Here is a 14,839-nt window from a genome sequence, read left to right on the forward strand (position 1 = left end):
CCGTTGTTCGGCACACCTTATTCCGTCACGACGCGCCCGCGCAGCGAGTTGGTCATCGCTTCCGTGATCACCACGTCCACGAACTGGCCGATCAGGCGCGGGTGCGCCGGGAAGTTCACCGAACGCATGTTCTCGGTCTTGCCGGTCAGTTCGTTCGGGTTCTTGCGCGAAGGGCTTTCCACCAGCACGGTCTGTACGCTGCCGACCATCGCTTCGGAGATCTGCGCGGCATGCGCGTTGATCCGTTCCTGCAGCCGCGACAGGCGCGCATGCTTTTCCGCGTCGCTGATCGTGTCTTCCAGGTCTGCAGCCGGCGTGCCCGGGCGACGCGAATAGATGAAGGAGAAGCTGTGGTCGAAGCCGATGTCCTCGATCAGCTTCATGGTCTTCTCGAAATCAGCATCCGTCTCGCCGGGAAAACCGACGATGAAGTCCGAACTGATCGAGATATCGGGGCGCACTGCACGCAGCTTGCGGATCTTCGACTTGAATTCCAGTGCGGTGTAACCGCGCTTCATCGCTGACAGCACGCGGTCGCTGCCTGCCTGCACCGGCAGGTGCAGGAAGTTGGCAAGCTGCGGCACGTCGCGGAACGCGTCGATCAACGAATCGCTGAACTCCAGCGGATGCGAGGTGGTGAAGCGGATGCGACCGATGCCGTCGATCTCGGCGATGGTGCGGATCAGCAGGCCGAGGTCGGCGAGCTCGCCGTCACCATAGGGGCCACGGTAGGCGTTGACGTTCTGGCCGAGCAGGTTGATCTCGCGCACGCCCTGTGCCGCAAGCTGTGCCACTTCCACCACCACGTCTTCGAATGGGCGGCTGACTTCGGTGCCACGCGTGTAGGGCACCACGCAGAACGAACAGTACTTGGAGCAGCCTTCCATGATCGATACGAATGCCGATGCGCCATCGGCACGCGGTTCGGGCATGCGATCGAACTTCTCGATTTCCGGGAAGCTGATGTCCACCTGCGGGCGCTGCTGCTCGCGACGGGCGCGGATCAGTTCCGGCAGGCGATGCAGTGTCTGCGGGCCGAACACCAGGTCGACGAACGGCGCGCGCTTGATGATCGCCTCGCCTTCCTGCGACGCCACGCAACCGCCGACGCCGATGATGACCTCGCGGCCCTGGTTCTTCAGGCTCTTCCAGATGCCCAGCTGGCTGAACACCTTCTCCTGCGCCTTTTCGCGGATCGAGCAGGTATTGACCAGGATGACGTCGGCGTCCTCCGGGCGATCGGTCAGTTCCAGGCCATCGCTGGCGGCGAGCACGTCGGCCATCTTGGCCGAGTCATACTCGTTCATCTGGCAACCGTGGGTCTTGATGTACAGCTTGCCCTTCACCTGGTCAGGCTTGCGCGGACCAGAGGGCAGGGCAACGAGCGGGGTGCCGCCCTGGGCGGCGGGCGGAAAGACGTCTGGCGTCCCGTTCATGGCGCTTAATCCATTCGGGTGGCGGGAAAGGGGGCGATTCTACCCGCATCCCAGGGCGTGCGCCCGGCGCAACGCCAGCGGTGCCACGCTGCGCGCTCGCGGGGCATGGCCCCGCGCTACCTGCATCCCGTGCCGTTCGGCAGCGCCGGGCCGGGTGCCTTACGCCGCGACCAGCTCCGCATCGATCTGCCGCGAGCGGTCGAACGCGGTCAGCGCACTCATCCGTGCGATGTAGGCGGCCGTCGCCGGTGCCGGCTGCACCAGGCCGAACGCACTGGTCCAGGCCAATGCATTGCCCCACAGCACGTCGGCCGCACTCATCACCTCGCCCAGCAGGTACGGCCCCTGCGCCAGCTGCGCCTCGATCACCTGCAGCACCGTATCGGCATCGTTGTAGGGCGACATCAGGCGCGGCGGCGGCTCGCGATGCATGGCCTTGTCGATCATCGCCGGCTCGAAACAGGCGCCATAGAAGGCCATCCAGCGCAGGTAGGGGCCGCGCAGGGCGTCGCCGATCGGCGGTGCCAGTCCGGCTTCCGGGTACAGGTCGGCCAGGTACAGATAGATCGCCACCTGCTCGGTCACCAGGGCGCCGTTGTGGACGATGGCCGGCACCTTGCCCATGGGATTGATCGCCAGATAGGCCGGGGCCAGGTTGGCGCCAGCCTTCAGGTCCAGCACCTGCATGCGGTAGTCGGCGCCCAGTGCTTCGAGCAGGGCCACCGCGCCGCTCGAGCGTGAACGGGCGGCGTGGTAGAGGGTGATCTGGCGTGACGTCATGGCATTGCTCCCTGCAGGTGGTGGTGAAGTGGGACCCATGCTGGGGCACAATTGCGGACGACTTCTGTCCGCGATCCGTCATGCGCCATACCGCCCATCGCCTGCTTCGCTTGATTTCCCTGCTGCAGGCCCGCCGTCACTGGTCCGGCGCCGAACTGGCCGAGCGCATGGGCGTGGATCGGCGCAGCATCCGTCGCGATGTCGAGCGCCTGCGTGAGCTGGGGTATCCGGTACAGGCATCGGCCGGTGTAGGTGGCGGCTACCGGCTGGGCGCCGGTGCGCCGGTGCTGCCGATGCTGCTGGATGAGGAGGAGGCCACCACACTGGCGATTGCCCTGCGCGCGGCGTCGGCCACGGTGTCCGGCATCGACGACACCGCACGCGGCCTGCTGTCCAAGCTCGACCCGCTGGTGCCGGCGCGTCGCCGCCAGCAGGCCGGCGAAGTACATGCCGCCACCGCAACCCTGTCCGACCTGCCATCCACCGATGCGCGCCTGCTCGGGAGGCTGGCCCAGCATTGCCGGCAGGCCGCGCGGCTGGCCTTCGAGTACCGCAGCGCGCAGGACGCGGTGACGCAACGCGAAGTCGAGGCTCAGCATCTGGTCAACTATGGGCGGCGCTGGTATCTGCTGGCCTGGGATCTGGGGCGGCAGGACTGGCGCACGCTGCGCGTGGACCGGATGGGCGCAGTGCGTCCGCTGCCCGAGCCTGGCCTGCATCGGCGCACTCCGGCGCCGCCGGATGTGATGGTGCGGCAGGCGGTCAGCCAGGCGCCGTTCGCGCTGCAGGCCGTCCTGCGCCTGGCCGGCAGCGAAGCGGAGCTGACCGGGCGCATTCCGCCCTGGTGCGGTGTGCTGGAGGCCGACGGGCCAGCGCATTGCCTGTTGCGGATGGGCGCGGAGAGCCGCGGCATGATGCTGGCGCAGATCCTCAGCCTGGATCGCCTGCCGGTGGCGCTGTGGACCACGCCGGCCGAGCTGCGCGAGGAGCTGGCCCAGCGCCTGACCGGGCTTGGCCAGGTCCTAGCCGTGCCCGTCGTCACGGTCTGAGCCGGCGCCCTTGGCAAGCCGCAGCGAAGCTGGGACACTCGCGGCCATGAAGGGGAGACTGGGGATAACGGCGATCATCATCGCTGCGCTGACCGCTGCGCCGGCCAGCGCCGGCACCCTGTACAAGTGCCTTGGCGCCGACGGTGTCACCAGCTATGTCAGCAAGCGGGTGGCCGGTGCCCAATGCAGCACCATCAGCTACACCCGCAGCGCGGGCAGGGCGGCGCGCGCCCCCGTTGCCACGCCGCTACCAGCACCTGCGGCACCTGCTGCAGTGGTGGCCAGCGCCGAGCGTAATCCGGTCGCGGTCGCCGCCGCTGCGGCCAGTCCTGCTGTCGCAGTGACCCCGGCACCCGCAACGAGCTCTACGCCGGCCAGTCCGCGCGGCGGCAGGTTGGTCAGCGGACAGGTCTATTCGTACATGCAGGACGGGGTGCGCCACTACACCAGCGCACGCCCGACCCAGGTCGCCAACCTCGGCCCGGTGCGGACGATCCGCTACAGCTTCATGGAGCGCTGCTACGCCTGTGGGGTCAATCCGCGCGTCGATTTCGGCAGCGTGCGCCTGAACACCACGGCCTTCCAGAGCGAGATCACCTCGGCCGCACGCGAATTCGGGGTGGAAGAGGCCGTGGTACGCGCGATCATCCATGCCGAATCGGCCTACAACCCGACCGCACTCAGCCGTGCCGGCGCCCAGGGCCTGATGCAGCTGATGCCACCCACCGCCGCGCGCTTCGGCGTCAGCGATTCCTACGACGCGGGACAGAACATCCGTGGCGGGGTGCAGTATCTGGCGTGGCTGTTGAAGCGTTTCAATGGAGACCTGACCCTGGCCGCTGCCGGCTACAACGCCGGCGAAGGCGCGGTCGATCGCCATCGCGGCGTGCCGCCCTACAGCGAGACCCAGTATTACGTGCGCCGGGTCGGCCAGCTGGCCGAGCGCTATCGCACCGCCCTGACCAAGCAGTAGGTGCCGACCGCTGGCCGGCACACCTTCGAACAGGTAGGTGCCGACTGTCAGTCGGCACGGATCTGAAAGAGTTGTTGCAATGCGTTGTGTGGCGCGCAACGGTTCCGCTACACTCGACCGAGATTCAATGCGGCTCTGGCCCCCACCGGAACCGCTGGCAGCCTTAAAGCTACCTAATCAATATCGGAGTGCCGGATGGCCAACGATGGGGTACACGATCCAGTCAACACCGGACGTCGGCGTTTTCTTACTGCCACCACGGCCGTGGTGGGCGCCGTCGGCGTCGGATTCACCGCAGTTCCTTTCATCAAATCCTGGAACCCCAGTGCCCGCGCCAAGCTTGCCGGCGCACCGGTGGTGGCCGACATCAGCGCTCTGCAGGAAGGCCAACGCCTGATCGTGGAATGGCGTGGCCAGCCGATCTGGATCGTCAAACGGTCCAAGGCGATCCTTGACGCGCTGCATGGGCTGGATGGCCGCTTGAAGGACCCCGAGTCCGGCGAGAAGGACCAGCAGCCGGAGTACGTGCTCAAGCAGAACCCGGAGCTGCGCTCGATCAAGCCCGAGATCTCGGTGCTGGTCGGTCTCTGCACGCACCTGGGCTGTTCGCCGGAAATGGTGGGTGAAATCCGCCCCGAGCCCTACGATCCGCAATGGAAGGGCGGCTATTTCTGCCCCTGCCACAAGTCGCGCTTCGACATGTCCGGCCGCGTCTTCAAGGACGTGCCCGCACCCATCAACCTGAAGGTGCCCGCGCACCACTACCAGGACGACAACACCATCATCATCGGTGTCGATCCGCAGGGGGCTGCCTGATGTCCAACATCCTCAGCCGTACCGCCACCGGCGTGGCCGACTGGGTCAATGCCCGCGCGCCGGGGTTGATGCCGATCTACCGCAAGCACGTCAGCGAGTACTACGCGCCGAAGAACTTCAACATCTGGTACTACTTCGGCTCGCTGGCGCTGCTGGTGCTGGTCAACCAGATCGTCACCGGCATCTTCCTGACCATGCACTACAAGACGAATGCCGCCGAAGCATTCGCCTCCATCGAATACATCATGCGTGACGTGGAGTGGGGCTGGCTGATCCGCTACATGCACTCCACCGGTGCCTCGCTGTTCTTCATCGTGGTCTACCTGCACATGTTCCGCGGGCTGCTGTACGGCAGCTACCAGAAGCCACGCGAACTGGTGTGGATCCTGGGCATGCTGATCTACCTGGTGTTGATGGCCGAAGCCTTCATGGGTTACGTGCTGCCGTGGGGCCAGATGTCGTTCTGGGGCGCCAAGGTGATCATCTCGCTGTTCGGCGCCATTCCGGTGATCGGCAACGGCCTGACCGAATGGATCATGGGCGATTACCTGCCCAGCGACGCCACGCTCAACCGGTTCTTCGCACTGCACGTGATCGCGCTGCCGCTGGTCCTGCTGCTGCTGGTGGTGCTGCACCTGGGCGCGCTGCATGAAGTGGGATCGAACAATCCCGATGGCGTGGAGATCAAGAAGGGTCCGAAGGGCAACCGCTGGTCACCGAACGCGCCGACCGATGGCATCCCGTTCCATCCCTACTACACACTCAAGGACGGCGTCGGTGCGGGCTTCCTGCTGATCATCGCGGCCTTCATCATCTTCTTCGCACCGGCCTTCGGTGGCCTGTTCCTGGAACACGACAACTTCACCGAAGCCAATCGCCTGGTCACCCCCGAGCACATCAAGCCGGTCTGGTACTACACGCCGTACTACGCCATGTTGCGGGTGGTGCCCAACAAGCTGGGTGGCGTGATCGTGATGTTCTCGGCCATCGCCATCCTGTTCCTGGTGCCCTGGCTGGACCGCGCACGGGTCAAGTCCTACCGCTACCGTGGCGTGCTCTCGCGGGTGCTGCTGGGGGTGTTCGCAGTGTGTTTCGTCTGGCTCGGCGTGATCGGCTCCGGCCCGGGCACCGATGCACACGAGACCTATGTCGGGCGGGTGCTGACCTTCCTGTACTTCGCCTTCTTCATCACCATGCCGATATGGACAAGGCTGGACAAGACCAAGCCGGTACCGGAAAGGGTGACCACGCATGACTGAGCGCTGGATGGTCCGGCTGGCCCTGGCGGCCGCCCTGATGCTGGGCAGTACCCTGGCCATGGCCGCCGAGGGCGGCACCAAGCTCCTGCAGGCCGGTAACGACCTGGGTGACCGGGCGTCGCTGCAGCGAGGCGCCCAGTTGTACATGAACTACTGCAGTGGCTGTCATGCACTGAAGTACCTGCGCTATTCGCGGATGGGCGAGGACCTGGGGCTGAGCGAGGAAGAGGTGATGAACAACCTCAACTTCACCGGCTCGGCGATCGGTGATCCGGTGCCGGTGGCGATGCCCAAGGAGCAGGCCGAAAAGTGGTTCGGCAAGATGCCGCCGGACCTGAGCCTGATTTCCCGGGTGCGCGGCAGCGACTGGATCTACACCTACCTGAAGTCGTTCTACCTGGACAGCAGCCGCCCGCTGGGCTGGAACAATGCGCTGTTCGCCAACGCATCCATGCCCAATCCATTGTGGGAGATGCAGGGCCTGCAGCATGCGGTGCATGGCAAGGCCGAAGCGGCGGGCATGGACCCGCCGGTGACGGGCCTGCGCATCGAAAGCCCGGGTTCGGTCGATGCGGCGCAGTACGACCAGGCCGTGCGCGACATCACCAACTTCCTTGAATACGCCGGCGAGCCGGCCGCGCTGAAGCGGCAGCAGCTCGGTGTCTGGGTGATCCTGTTCCTGGCCCTGCTGACCTTCCTGGTGTACCTGTTGAAGAAGGAATACTGGAAGGACGTGCACTGATCCAGGGCCGGCCATCGCAACGGGCCTATTGGCTTTTGTGATGGTCGGTTGCACACTCGGGGAGGAGTCGACCGTCAGCACGGTGCTGGCGGCGCCGATACGGCAGGCGGTCTCCTGTCGTAGGAGAGCCTTTGATGGCGGCGAGCGTACGCATGCGCAATACACTGACGCTGTTTTCCTCGAACGACGATGTACTGTGCCACCGTGTACGCCTGGTGCTGGCGGCCAAGGGTGTGAGTTTCGACTTCGTACCGGTCGATCCACAGAACCCGCCCGAAGATCTGATCGATCTCAATCCGTACCACTCGGTGCCGACCCTGGTCGAGCGCGAGCTGGTGCTGTATGCCGCGTCAGTGGTCAGCGAGTATCTGGACGAGCGCTATCCGCATCCGCCGTTGATGCCGGTTGACCCGCTGTCGCGTGCGCGCATCCGCCTGGCCATGCTGCGCATCGAACACGACTGGGTGCCGCAGGTGCAGGCGATCCAGCTGGGCAACAAGACCCAGGCGGAGGCAGGGCGCAAGCGGCTGAAGGAGTTGTTGACGTCCTCGCTGCCGTTGTTCAAGGCCAGCAAGTTCTTCCTCAACCCGGAAATGAGCCTGGCCGACTGCGCGATGGCCCCGATCATCTGGCGCCTGCAGTCGCTGGATGTACCGTTGCCGAAGGACGGCAAGGCGATCGAGGACTACGGCAACCGGATCTTCCGCCACCCCGGTTTCGTCCGCAGCCTGACCGAGCAGGAAAAGAAGCTGCGCGATCTGCCGGGCTGATCGGCCATCCGCTTTCCCGTCTGCACGCCGACCGGCGTGCAGGCGATACGCCCCGACCGGGGCGTCGGGCGCTACACTTCACGCATGACCGAAGACTTCTTCCACATGACCAGCCACCGACCGTACCTGTTGCGGGCACTGGTGGAATGGATCAATGACAACCAGCTGACGCCGCACATCCTGGTCGACGCCGGCGTTCCCGGCGTGCAGGTTCCACCTTCGGCCATCAAGGATGGCCGGGTGGTGCTCAACATCGCCGAACGCGCGGTGGTACGGCTGGTGATCGACAACGAGTCGGTGAGCTTCTCGGCGCGCTTCTCCGGCACCAGCTATCCGGTGCAGGTGCCGATCAGCGCCGTGCTGGCGGTATATGCCCGTGAAACCGGGCAGGGCATGGCGCTGCCGGATGACATTCCCGGTGGCGAGCCGGCGCCGGCCAGCGACGAGCTGCTGCACGACGGTGAGCAGACGCCGCCGGACGACACGCCGCCGGCTGGTCCGCCGCCGAAAGGCCGCCCGACCCTGCGCGTGGTCAAGTAATGGTGGGGCCGACCGCTGGTCGGCACACCTTCAGCCCCTACACGTCCTCGGCATCTTCGGTGCCCGCACGGATCTGGCTGATCCGCGCCGCGCCCGGGCCGGTGAATGAAACCAGCTGGTCGCCGCGCAGCACCATGCGGCCGACATGGCGATCGATGCCGTCGTAGGAATACTCGAACTTGAAGGTGCGTTCGAAGCCGAGGCGTCCGTCTTCCCCGCGCGACAGGCGCAGGCCCGTGGCGTGCACCGCCTGGTCCAGCCACTGCACATCGGCGGCACGGCAGGCGTTGCGGCCCAGCTCGATCGCACGTTCGGCGGCCGAACGCGCTGCGTTCCAGAAGAAGTAGACGATACCGCCGGCAATCAGCAGCAACAGCAGGGTGGGCATGGCGTCAGCCGTCAGGTGTCGATCCGCCAAAGATGGCGACGAATGGCGACCGGATCAAGCGGCATGTGCTCAGCGAACGCTGCCGGGCTCCACCGACTGCTGCGGCGGTGCAGCGGGAATCACTGTTGGAAGCGGTGCAAGCTGCGGCGCAGTGGCATTCAACTGCAGCAGCGCGGCCCAATCCTGCCGGTTGAAGCTGCATTCGTCCTCGCGGCCCGGCGTGCAGGTCGGGTCGATGCCGGTGGTGTCGCGCTCGCGCGGCGGCGGCAGCTTGATCGTGCCGGTGCGATCCAGTTGCAGCAGGCGCATCGCCACGGTGTTCATGACATTGCCACCCACCAGGTAAAGCGTCTGGTCGCCACCGAGGTTGGCCGCCACCACCACTTCGCAATGCGATTTCCAATGGCCGACCGAGCCGTTGCCCAGGGCCTGCACCAAGCCGCTGTAACTGAGCGTGCTGCTGCGGTCGCGCAGGAAGCACAGCAGATCGCCCGGCGCAGGCTTGGCGGTGGCCGGGTCCACCAGGCGGTAGGGCACGCCGGAAGGGCCTGCCTGGTAGGCGGCGCGGATGTAGTCGATATGGCGTGGGGAAGTATTGAAGCCGGGTACGCCGGCACGCACCATCACCCAGGAAATGAAGGCCGCCGACCACGGATTGTCGATCAGGAAGGCGCGGCAATCGCTGTCGGTGTAACGCGTGCCCAGCGGCGCCAGGCAGCTGCTGGCGCCGGGCTGGCTGCCCAGCGCGTTGAGCGTGCCGCTTTCGCGCCAGTAGCTGGTGACCCGTTGCCAGGCGATCAGGCCGTTGTCGGCCAGGTGATCGCCTTCGGCCTCGGTGACACTGAGGCTGGCGGCGCGGCCGTCACGGTCGATGAAGGGGCGATACCAGAGCCGATGCTCGTTGCAGGCGGTGGTGCGGATGGCGACCGCCAATGGGCTCAGGCCGAAACGCGGTGGGACATCGCAGGCTTCGGCAGCGGCGGCCGAGAAAGGCGTCGCGGCCAGCAGCAGGCAGGCAGGCAAGAGCATCCGGCGCATGCGCGGCTCCTGTGGGGGATGGCCGCAGCGTCGCAGCGCCGTTGTGAACGCCGGGTGTGAGAACGGTAGTGCCGGCCGCTGGCCGGCAACATCACGATCCGCCAATCCACCCTCAACCCGGTGGCGGACCCAGTTTCAACGACAGGTCGATTGCCTGCACGTGCTTGGTCAGGCCGCCGATGGAAATGCAGTCCACGCCATCTTCGGCGATCGAGCGCAGGCCGCCGAGGCCGACGCTGCCGGACACCTCCAGTGGAATGCGGCCTTCGGTGATGCGCACCGCTTCGCGCCGCAGTTCCGGGCTGAAGTCGTCCAGGAGGATGCGTTCACAGCCGGCTTCCAGCGCCTGCCGCAGCTGTTCCAGGTCCTCGACCTCGACCACCAGCGGCAGCTGTGGCCATTGCTGGCGGGCGGCCGACACAGCGGCAGCCAGTGAACCGGCCGCGCGGATGTGGTTCTCCTTCAGCATCACCGTGTCGTACAGGCCGAAGCGGTGGTTGTCGCCACCACCGCACCGCACCGCGTATTTCTGGGCCAGGCGCAGGCCGGGCAGGGTCTTGCGGGTATCAAGGATGCGCGTACCTGTGCCTTCCACCGCAGCCACGTAGCGGGCCGTGGTGGTGGCGGTGCCGGACAGGGTCTGCAGGAAATTCAGCGAGGTGCGTTCGGCGCTGACCAGGCTGCGGCTGCGCCCGTGCAGCAGGGCCAGCACGGTGCCGGCACTGACGCTGTCGCCTTCGGCCACCCGCCACTCGATCTGCACGTCCGCATCGAGTGCGCGATGGGTGGCGTCGAACCACGGGCGGCCCGCGATCACCGCATCCTGCTTGCACAGCAGGTAGGCGCTGTCGGGCTGGTCGGGCAGCAGGGCGGCGGTGACGTCACCGCTGCCCAGGTCCTCGGCCAACGCGCGGGCGACATCGGCCGCGACGACGGCTGCATCCGGCGTCGGCAGCGCGCTCATGCGGCCGGGAAGTCGGCGATCTGTGCGGTCGGGATGGCTTCTTCGGCCAGCAGCACCGGGATGCCGTCGTCGACGCGGAACACCTGCTTGCGGTCGCGGGTGACCAGGGCTTCGCGCAGCGGCTGCGCCAGCGGGTTGCCATCGGCGCGGTTGACGGAACCGGCGGCGATCGCCCGGTTGAGGGCTTCCAGGCCCTTGCCATCCAGCAGGGACAGGGGCTGGCGGGTGTCGGGCGATACCAGCAGGTCGAGCAGCTTGCGATCCATGGTTCTTCGTCTTGCGTGGAAGATGGCTAGAATACGTCTTTAAGGCAGGTGACGGCCAATGACCCCCAACCCGATCGCGCCGCTTGTCGGCATCGTCATGGGTTCCCGCTCCGACTGGGAAACCATGCAGCACGCCGCCCAGAAGCTTGAAGCTCTGGGTGTTCCGTTCGAAGTGAAGGTGGTGTCCGCGCATCGGACGCCGGATGTGTTGTTCAGTTATGCCGAGCAGGCCGGTTCGCGCGGGCTGCGCGCGATCATCGCCGGCGCCGGCGGTGCCGCGCATCTGCCGGGCATGATCGCGGCCAAGACCGCGGTGCCGGTGCTGGGCGTGCCGGTGCAGTCCAAGGCCCTCAACGGCATGGATTCGCTGCTGTCGATCGTGCAGATGCCGGCCGGCATCCCGGTCGCCACCTTCGCCATCGGCAATGCCGGTGCGTCCAATGCCGCACTGTTTGCCGCCGCGATGCTGGCCAGCGACCAGCCGGCCATCGGCCAGGCGCTGGACAGCTTCCGCGCGCGCCAGACCGAAGACGTGATGGCCCACGACGATCCGCGCCAATGAGCCTGACCGTCGGCATCCTCGGCGGCGGCCAGCTCGCCCGCATGATGGTCCTGGCCGGTGCGCCGCTGGGACTGCGCTTCGAACTGTATGATCCGGCGGCCGACGCCTGCAGTGGCCCGCTGGCACCGCTCACCGTCGGTGCCTTCGATGATCGCCAGGCACTGGCTGAGTTCGCCGCCAAAGTCGATGTGATCACCTTCGATTTCGAGAACGTGCCGGCGGACAGCGCGCAATGGCTGGCCGACCGCGTGCCGGTCTACCCGCCGCCGTCGGCGCTGGCGGTGGCCCAGGACCGGTTGAGCGAGAAGACCCTGTTCCAGCAGCTGGGCATTCCGCTGCCGGCCTTCGCCGATATCCGCAGCCGCGACGAGCTGGCTGCCAGGGCCGCCGAATTCGGCCTGCCATGCATCCTCAAGACCCGCCGCCTGGGCTACGACGGCAAGGGTCAGTTCCGCCTGCGCAGCGAAGCGGACATCGATGCGGCATGGCAGGCCCTGGGGGCGCAGGTCGAGCGCACCGGCCTGATCCTCGAGGGCTTTGTCGCCTTCCAGCGCGAAGTCAGCGTGGTGGCCGTGCGCGGCCGCGATGGCAGCTTCCAGGCCTGGCCAGTCACCGGCAACTGGCATATCGACGGCGTGCTGTCGGCCAGCGTCGCACCGGCGGTGCTGTCCGCTGCCGAGCACGAAGCGGCGATCGGCTATGCCCGTCGTGTTGCCGAACACCTGCAGTACGTGGGGGTGTTCGCGCTCGAACTGTTCTGCCGCGACGGTGAACTGCTGGCCAACGAGATGGCGCCACGCGTGCACAACTCCGGTCACTGGACCATCGAAGGCAGCGAGACGTCCCAGTTCGAGAACCATCTGCGTGCGGTGCTCGGCCTGCCGCTGGGCAGTACCCGCATGCTCGGCCATGCCTGCATGCTGAACTGGCTGGGGGCGATGCCCGATCCGGCGCCGGTGCTGCAGCAGGCCAGTGGCCATTGGCACGATTACGGCAAGGAGTCGCGTGACGGCCGCAAGGTGGGTCACGCCACCCTGCGTGATGATGATGCCGACGCACTGGCCGATGCGCTGGAGCAGGTAGGCCTGGAGCTCGACCGCCAGGCCCAGGTGGCCCCCGCGGTACACGCGCTGCGTAACGGCTGACCAAGGTGATGCCGGCCGTCGGCCGGCAGGCGCCGCTGAACCCGGTAGTGCCGGCCGCTGGCCGGCAACGCCCACCAAGGTGGGCATCTACCAGAGCAGGGCCGACCAGGATGAGCATCCACCACGGCCAGGCGTGATGCCGGTAGCGCCGGGCCATGCCCGGCGGATGCGGATGCCCGTCGGTCTCAGCGCAGCTGGCTCTCGGCGAACTCCCAGTTCACCAGTTGCCAGAATGCTTCCAGATAGCGTGCACGATCATTCTGGTAGTCGGTGTAGTACGCGTGCTCCCAGACATCGCAGCAGAGAAGCGGCGTGCTGTCGCCGGTCAGCGGCGTACCCGCATTGCGGGTGGCCTGCAGGCCGAGCTGCCCGCCGGGGTGCTGCACCAGCCACACCCAGCCGGAGCCGAACAGGCCAAGCGCGGTTCGATTGAACTCCTCGCGCAGGCGCTGGCCGTCGCCGAACTGGCGCTTGACCAGTTCGCCAAGGCGGGCCTGCGGCTCGCCACCACCGCGCGGGCGCAGGCACTGCCAGTAGAAGCCGTGGTTCCAGGCCTGTGCGGCGGCGTCGAACAGCGCGCCCTGGGCGTGGCGGACGATGTCCTCCAGCGTGGCTTCTTCCCATTCGGTGCCGACAATGGCGGCATTGACCGCCTCGATGTAGGCGCGATGGTGGCGGCCGTGATGCAGTTCCACGGTCTGTGCCGACAGGTGCGGCTGCAGGGACGAGGGCAGGTAGGGCAGGGCGGGCAGTTCGACGGGCATGGACGGGTTCGTGGCCAGGGGGCGGCGGCAGCCGGTACCATCGGCTTACAATGGCGGCTACCGTGGGCAGTCTAGCCGACCATCGCGGTTGGTTCGTCCGGCGAAGCAAGGAGTGAGGTGTGGCGGTAATGCAGCAAATCCAGGCCGAGGTGGATCGTTACCCGCTCGTGCTGTTCATGAAGGGCACCCCGCAGTACCCCATGTGCGGCTATTCCAGCCGCGCCGTGCAGGCCTTGATGGCCGCAGGCGCCGTCGCACTGCGCACGGTCAATGTGCTGGAAGAGCCGGAGATCCGCGCCAACCTGCCGCGCTTCTCCAATCTGCCCACCTTCCCGCAGCTGTTCATCAACGGTGAGTTGATCGGCGGCTGCGACATCGTCATGGAACTGTTCGAAGCCGGCGAGCTCAAGCGCATCGTCGAAGAGGCCGCGCAGGGATGAGCGCCTGGCCATCGACGTCACCGGCAGACGGGGCGCTCGATGGCCGCCCGTTGCAGGATCGTGTGGTACTCATTGCCGGTGCGGGCGGCGGGCTCGGCAGCGCTGCCGCTGTTGCCGCTGCCGAAGCGGGGGCGACCGTGGTCCTGTTGGGGCGCAAGCCACGAAGACTGGACAGGGTCTACGCCCAGGTGCAGGCGGTCGGGCCGGAGCCCCTGTTGTACCCGATGGATCTGGAAGGTGCCGGTCCCGACGACTATGCCGAACTGGCCCAGGCGGTGGCGCAGGAGTTGGGGCGCCTTGATGGCCTGCTGATCTGCGCAGCGCATTTTCCCGGCCTGACCCCGTTCGAGCTGGCCGACCCGGCCAGCTTCGCCCGCGCCGTGCACGTCACCCTGACCGCTCCGGCCTGGCTGGCCCAGGCCTGCCTGCCGTTGCTGCGCCAGCGTGAAGATGCGGCGCTGGTGTTCACCGTCGATGCCCCCCAACGGGTCGGGCAGGCGTATTGGGGCGGCTACGGTGCCGCCCAGTACGGCCTGCGCGGGCTGATCGGCAGCCTGCATGACGAGCTGGCCCGCAGCCCGGTGCGGGTAAGTGGCCTGTATCCCGGCCCCTTGCGCACCGCCCTGCGGGCGCGGGCCTACTCGATCGACCAGGATCCGGCCGCATGTGGTCCGGAGGCCGCTGCTGCAGCGGCCGTAACCCTCTTGTCCGCCGCTGGGCTGGCATGGCGTGGGCAGGTGTTCGATGCGGGCAATCCGCCATCGGCGGGTGAAGGCGTTCGTAAAGCGGAATGAAGGTTCCGTCACGATAGCGTTGCGATCCGGTGCCGTTTGTCGCACAACCGTCACATTCAAAGCGTAGCGTGTTAATCTAGTGTTAACCGTTGCGGCAGCTGCCGTTCACGGTA

At 66.8% G+C, this 14,839-nt stretch carries 18 protein-coding genes; 11 read left to right on the top strand and 7 right to left on the bottom strand.

What is annotated here, in order from left to right; all coding sequences use genetic code 11:
• Positions 1 to 17 precede the first annotated feature (17 nt).
• Together miaB and D0Y85_RS07005 are read right to left on the bottom strand one after the other, a co-directional pair.
• Complete coding sequence (gene miaB / locus D0Y85_RS07000) at positions 18 to 1,436, bottom strand: tRNA (N6-isopentenyl adenosine(37)-C2)-methylthiotransferase MiaB (RefSeq protein WP_117309959.1); 1,419 nt, start codon at positions 1,434 to 1,436, stop codon at positions 18 to 20.
• Positions 1,437 to 1,595: 159 nt separating this feature from the next.
• Positions 1,596 to 2,216, bottom strand: a complete 621-nt coding sequence (locus D0Y85_RS07005) for a glutathione S-transferase family protein (protein WP_117309960.1) — start codon at positions 2,214 to 2,216, stop codon at positions 1,596 to 1,598.
• Between the two features lie 80 nt (positions 2,217 to 2,296).
• On the opposite strand from D0Y85_RS07005, the gene D0Y85_RS07010 reads away from it, so the two are divergent.
• The 7 genes from D0Y85_RS07010 to D0Y85_RS07040 all read left to right on the top strand — a co-directional run bounded on the left by D0Y85_RS07010 (position 2,297) and on the right by D0Y85_RS07040 (position 8,365).
• Entirely contained in the window at positions 2,297 to 3,265 is a 969-nt protein-coding gene (locus D0Y85_RS07010; RefSeq protein ID WP_117309961.1) for a WYL domain-containing protein, read from the top strand.
• 46 nt (positions 3,266 to 3,311) lie between these two features.
• Complete coding sequence (locus tag D0Y85_RS07015) at positions 3,312 to 4,238, top strand: lytic transglycosylase domain-containing protein (protein ID WP_117309962.1); 927 nt, start codon at positions 3,312 to 3,314, stop codon at positions 4,236 to 4,238.
• A 195-nt stretch (positions 4,239 to 4,433) separates the two neighbouring features.
• Complete coding sequence (petA, locus tag D0Y85_RS07020) at positions 4,434 to 5,054, top strand: ubiquinol-cytochrome c reductase iron-sulfur subunit (protein WP_025875286.1); 621 nt, start codon at positions 4,434 to 4,436, stop codon at positions 5,052 to 5,054.
• The gene (locus D0Y85_RS07025; protein WP_117309963.1) at positions 5,054 to 6,313 is read left to right on the top strand and encodes a cytochrome bc complex cytochrome b subunit; all 1,260 of its coding nucleotides are present in this window, start codon (positions 5,054 to 5,056) and stop codon (positions 6,311 to 6,313) included. Before petA ends, D0Y85_RS07025 begins: the two co-directional genes overlap by 1 nt.
• Positions 6,306 to 7,055 carry a cytochrome c1 gene (locus tag D0Y85_RS07030; protein ID WP_025875282.1) on the top strand — a complete coding sequence of 250 codons (750 nt, stop codon included), beginning with the start codon at positions 6,306 to 6,308 and terminating at the stop codon, positions 7,053 to 7,055. The genes D0Y85_RS07025 and D0Y85_RS07030 overlap by 8 nt, the downstream gene beginning before the upstream one ends.
• A 134-nt stretch (positions 7,056 to 7,189) precedes the next feature.
• A complete protein-coding gene (locus D0Y85_RS07035) occupies positions 7,190 to 7,825 on the top strand; it encodes a glutathione S-transferase N-terminal domain-containing protein (RefSeq protein WP_117309964.1) in 636 nt (211 codons plus the stop codon).
• Positions 7,826 to 7,909: 84 nt separating this feature from the next.
• Positions 7,910 to 8,365, top strand: coding sequence for a ClpXP protease specificity-enhancing factor (locus tag D0Y85_RS07040; protein WP_117309965.1), 456 nt, complete (start codon positions 7,910 to 7,912; stop codon positions 8,363 to 8,365).
• Positions 8,366 to 8,402: 37 nt separating this feature from the next.
• On the opposite strand, the gene D0Y85_RS07045 is transcribed toward D0Y85_RS07040, so the two are convergent.
• The 4 genes from D0Y85_RS07045 to D0Y85_RS07060 all read right to left on the bottom strand — a co-directional run bounded on the left by D0Y85_RS07045 (position 8,403) and on the right by D0Y85_RS07060 (position 11,021).
• Entirely contained in the window at positions 8,403 to 8,753 is a 351-nt protein-coding gene (locus D0Y85_RS07045) for a DUF3301 domain-containing protein (protein ID WP_117309966.1), read from the bottom strand.
• A gap of 69 nt (positions 8,754 to 8,822) precedes the next feature.
• Positions 8,823 to 9,791 (bottom strand): DUF2272 domain-containing protein, encoded by a 969-nt coding sequence (locus D0Y85_RS07050; protein WP_117309967.1) that lies wholly within the window; start codon positions 9,789 to 9,791, stop codon positions 8,823 to 8,825.
• A gap of 112 nt (positions 9,792 to 9,903) precedes the next feature.
• On the bottom strand, positions 9,904 to 10,755 hold the full coding sequence (gene nadC, locus D0Y85_RS07055; RefSeq protein WP_117309968.1) for a carboxylating nicotinate-nucleotide diphosphorylase: 852 nt from the start codon (positions 10,753 to 10,755) through the stop codon (positions 9,904 to 9,906).
• Positions 10,752 to 11,021 (bottom strand): Trm112 family protein, encoded by a 270-nt coding sequence (locus tag D0Y85_RS07060; RefSeq protein ID WP_025875269.1) that lies wholly within the window; start codon positions 11,019 to 11,021, stop codon positions 10,752 to 10,754. Before D0Y85_RS07060 ends, nadC begins: the two co-directional genes overlap by 4 nt.
• A gap of 58 nt (positions 11,022 to 11,079) precedes the next feature.
• On the opposite strand from D0Y85_RS07060, the gene purE reads away from it, so the two are divergent.
• Together purE and D0Y85_RS07070 are read left to right on the top strand one after the other, a co-directional pair.
• Positions 11,080 to 11,583, top strand: a complete 504-nt coding sequence (purE, locus tag D0Y85_RS07065; RefSeq protein WP_025875268.1) for a 5-(carboxyamino)imidazole ribonucleotide mutase — start codon at positions 11,080 to 11,082, stop codon at positions 11,581 to 11,583.
• Positions 11,580 to 12,728, top strand: a complete 1,149-nt coding sequence (locus D0Y85_RS07070; RefSeq protein WP_117309969.1) for a 5-(carboxyamino)imidazole ribonucleotide synthase — start codon at positions 11,580 to 11,582, stop codon at positions 12,726 to 12,728. Before purE ends, D0Y85_RS07070 begins: the two co-directional genes overlap by 4 nt.
• Before the next feature lie 185 nt (positions 12,729 to 12,913).
• Here D0Y85_RS07070 and D0Y85_RS07075 read toward each other — a convergent pair whose 3' ends face one another.
• Positions 12,914 to 13,492 (bottom strand): superoxide dismutase, encoded by a 579-nt coding sequence (locus tag D0Y85_RS07075; RefSeq protein WP_117309970.1) that lies wholly within the window; start codon positions 13,490 to 13,492, stop codon positions 12,914 to 12,916.
• A gap of 119 nt (positions 13,493 to 13,611) precedes the next feature.
• On the opposite strand from D0Y85_RS07075, the gene grxD reads away from it, so the two are divergent.
• Together grxD and D0Y85_RS07085 are read left to right on the top strand one after the other, a co-directional pair.
• On the top strand, positions 13,612 to 13,932 hold the full coding sequence (gene grxD, locus D0Y85_RS07080; protein ID WP_025875264.1) for a Grx4 family monothiol glutaredoxin: 321 nt from the start codon (positions 13,612 to 13,614) through the stop codon (positions 13,930 to 13,932).
• On the top strand, positions 13,929 to 14,726 hold the full coding sequence (locus D0Y85_RS07085; protein WP_117309971.1) for an SDR family NAD(P)-dependent oxidoreductase: 798 nt from the start codon (positions 13,929 to 13,931) through the stop codon (positions 14,724 to 14,726). Before grxD ends, D0Y85_RS07085 begins: the two co-directional genes overlap by 4 nt.
• The last annotated feature ends 113 nt before the right edge of the window (positions 14,727 to 14,839 follow it).

The sequence above is a fragment of the Stenotrophomonas sp. G4 genome, assembly GCF_003428825.1.
In the GTDB taxonomy this organism is placed as follows: Bacteria; Pseudomonadota; Gammaproteobacteria; order Xanthomonadales; family Xanthomonadaceae; genus Stenotrophomonas; species Stenotrophomonas indicatrix.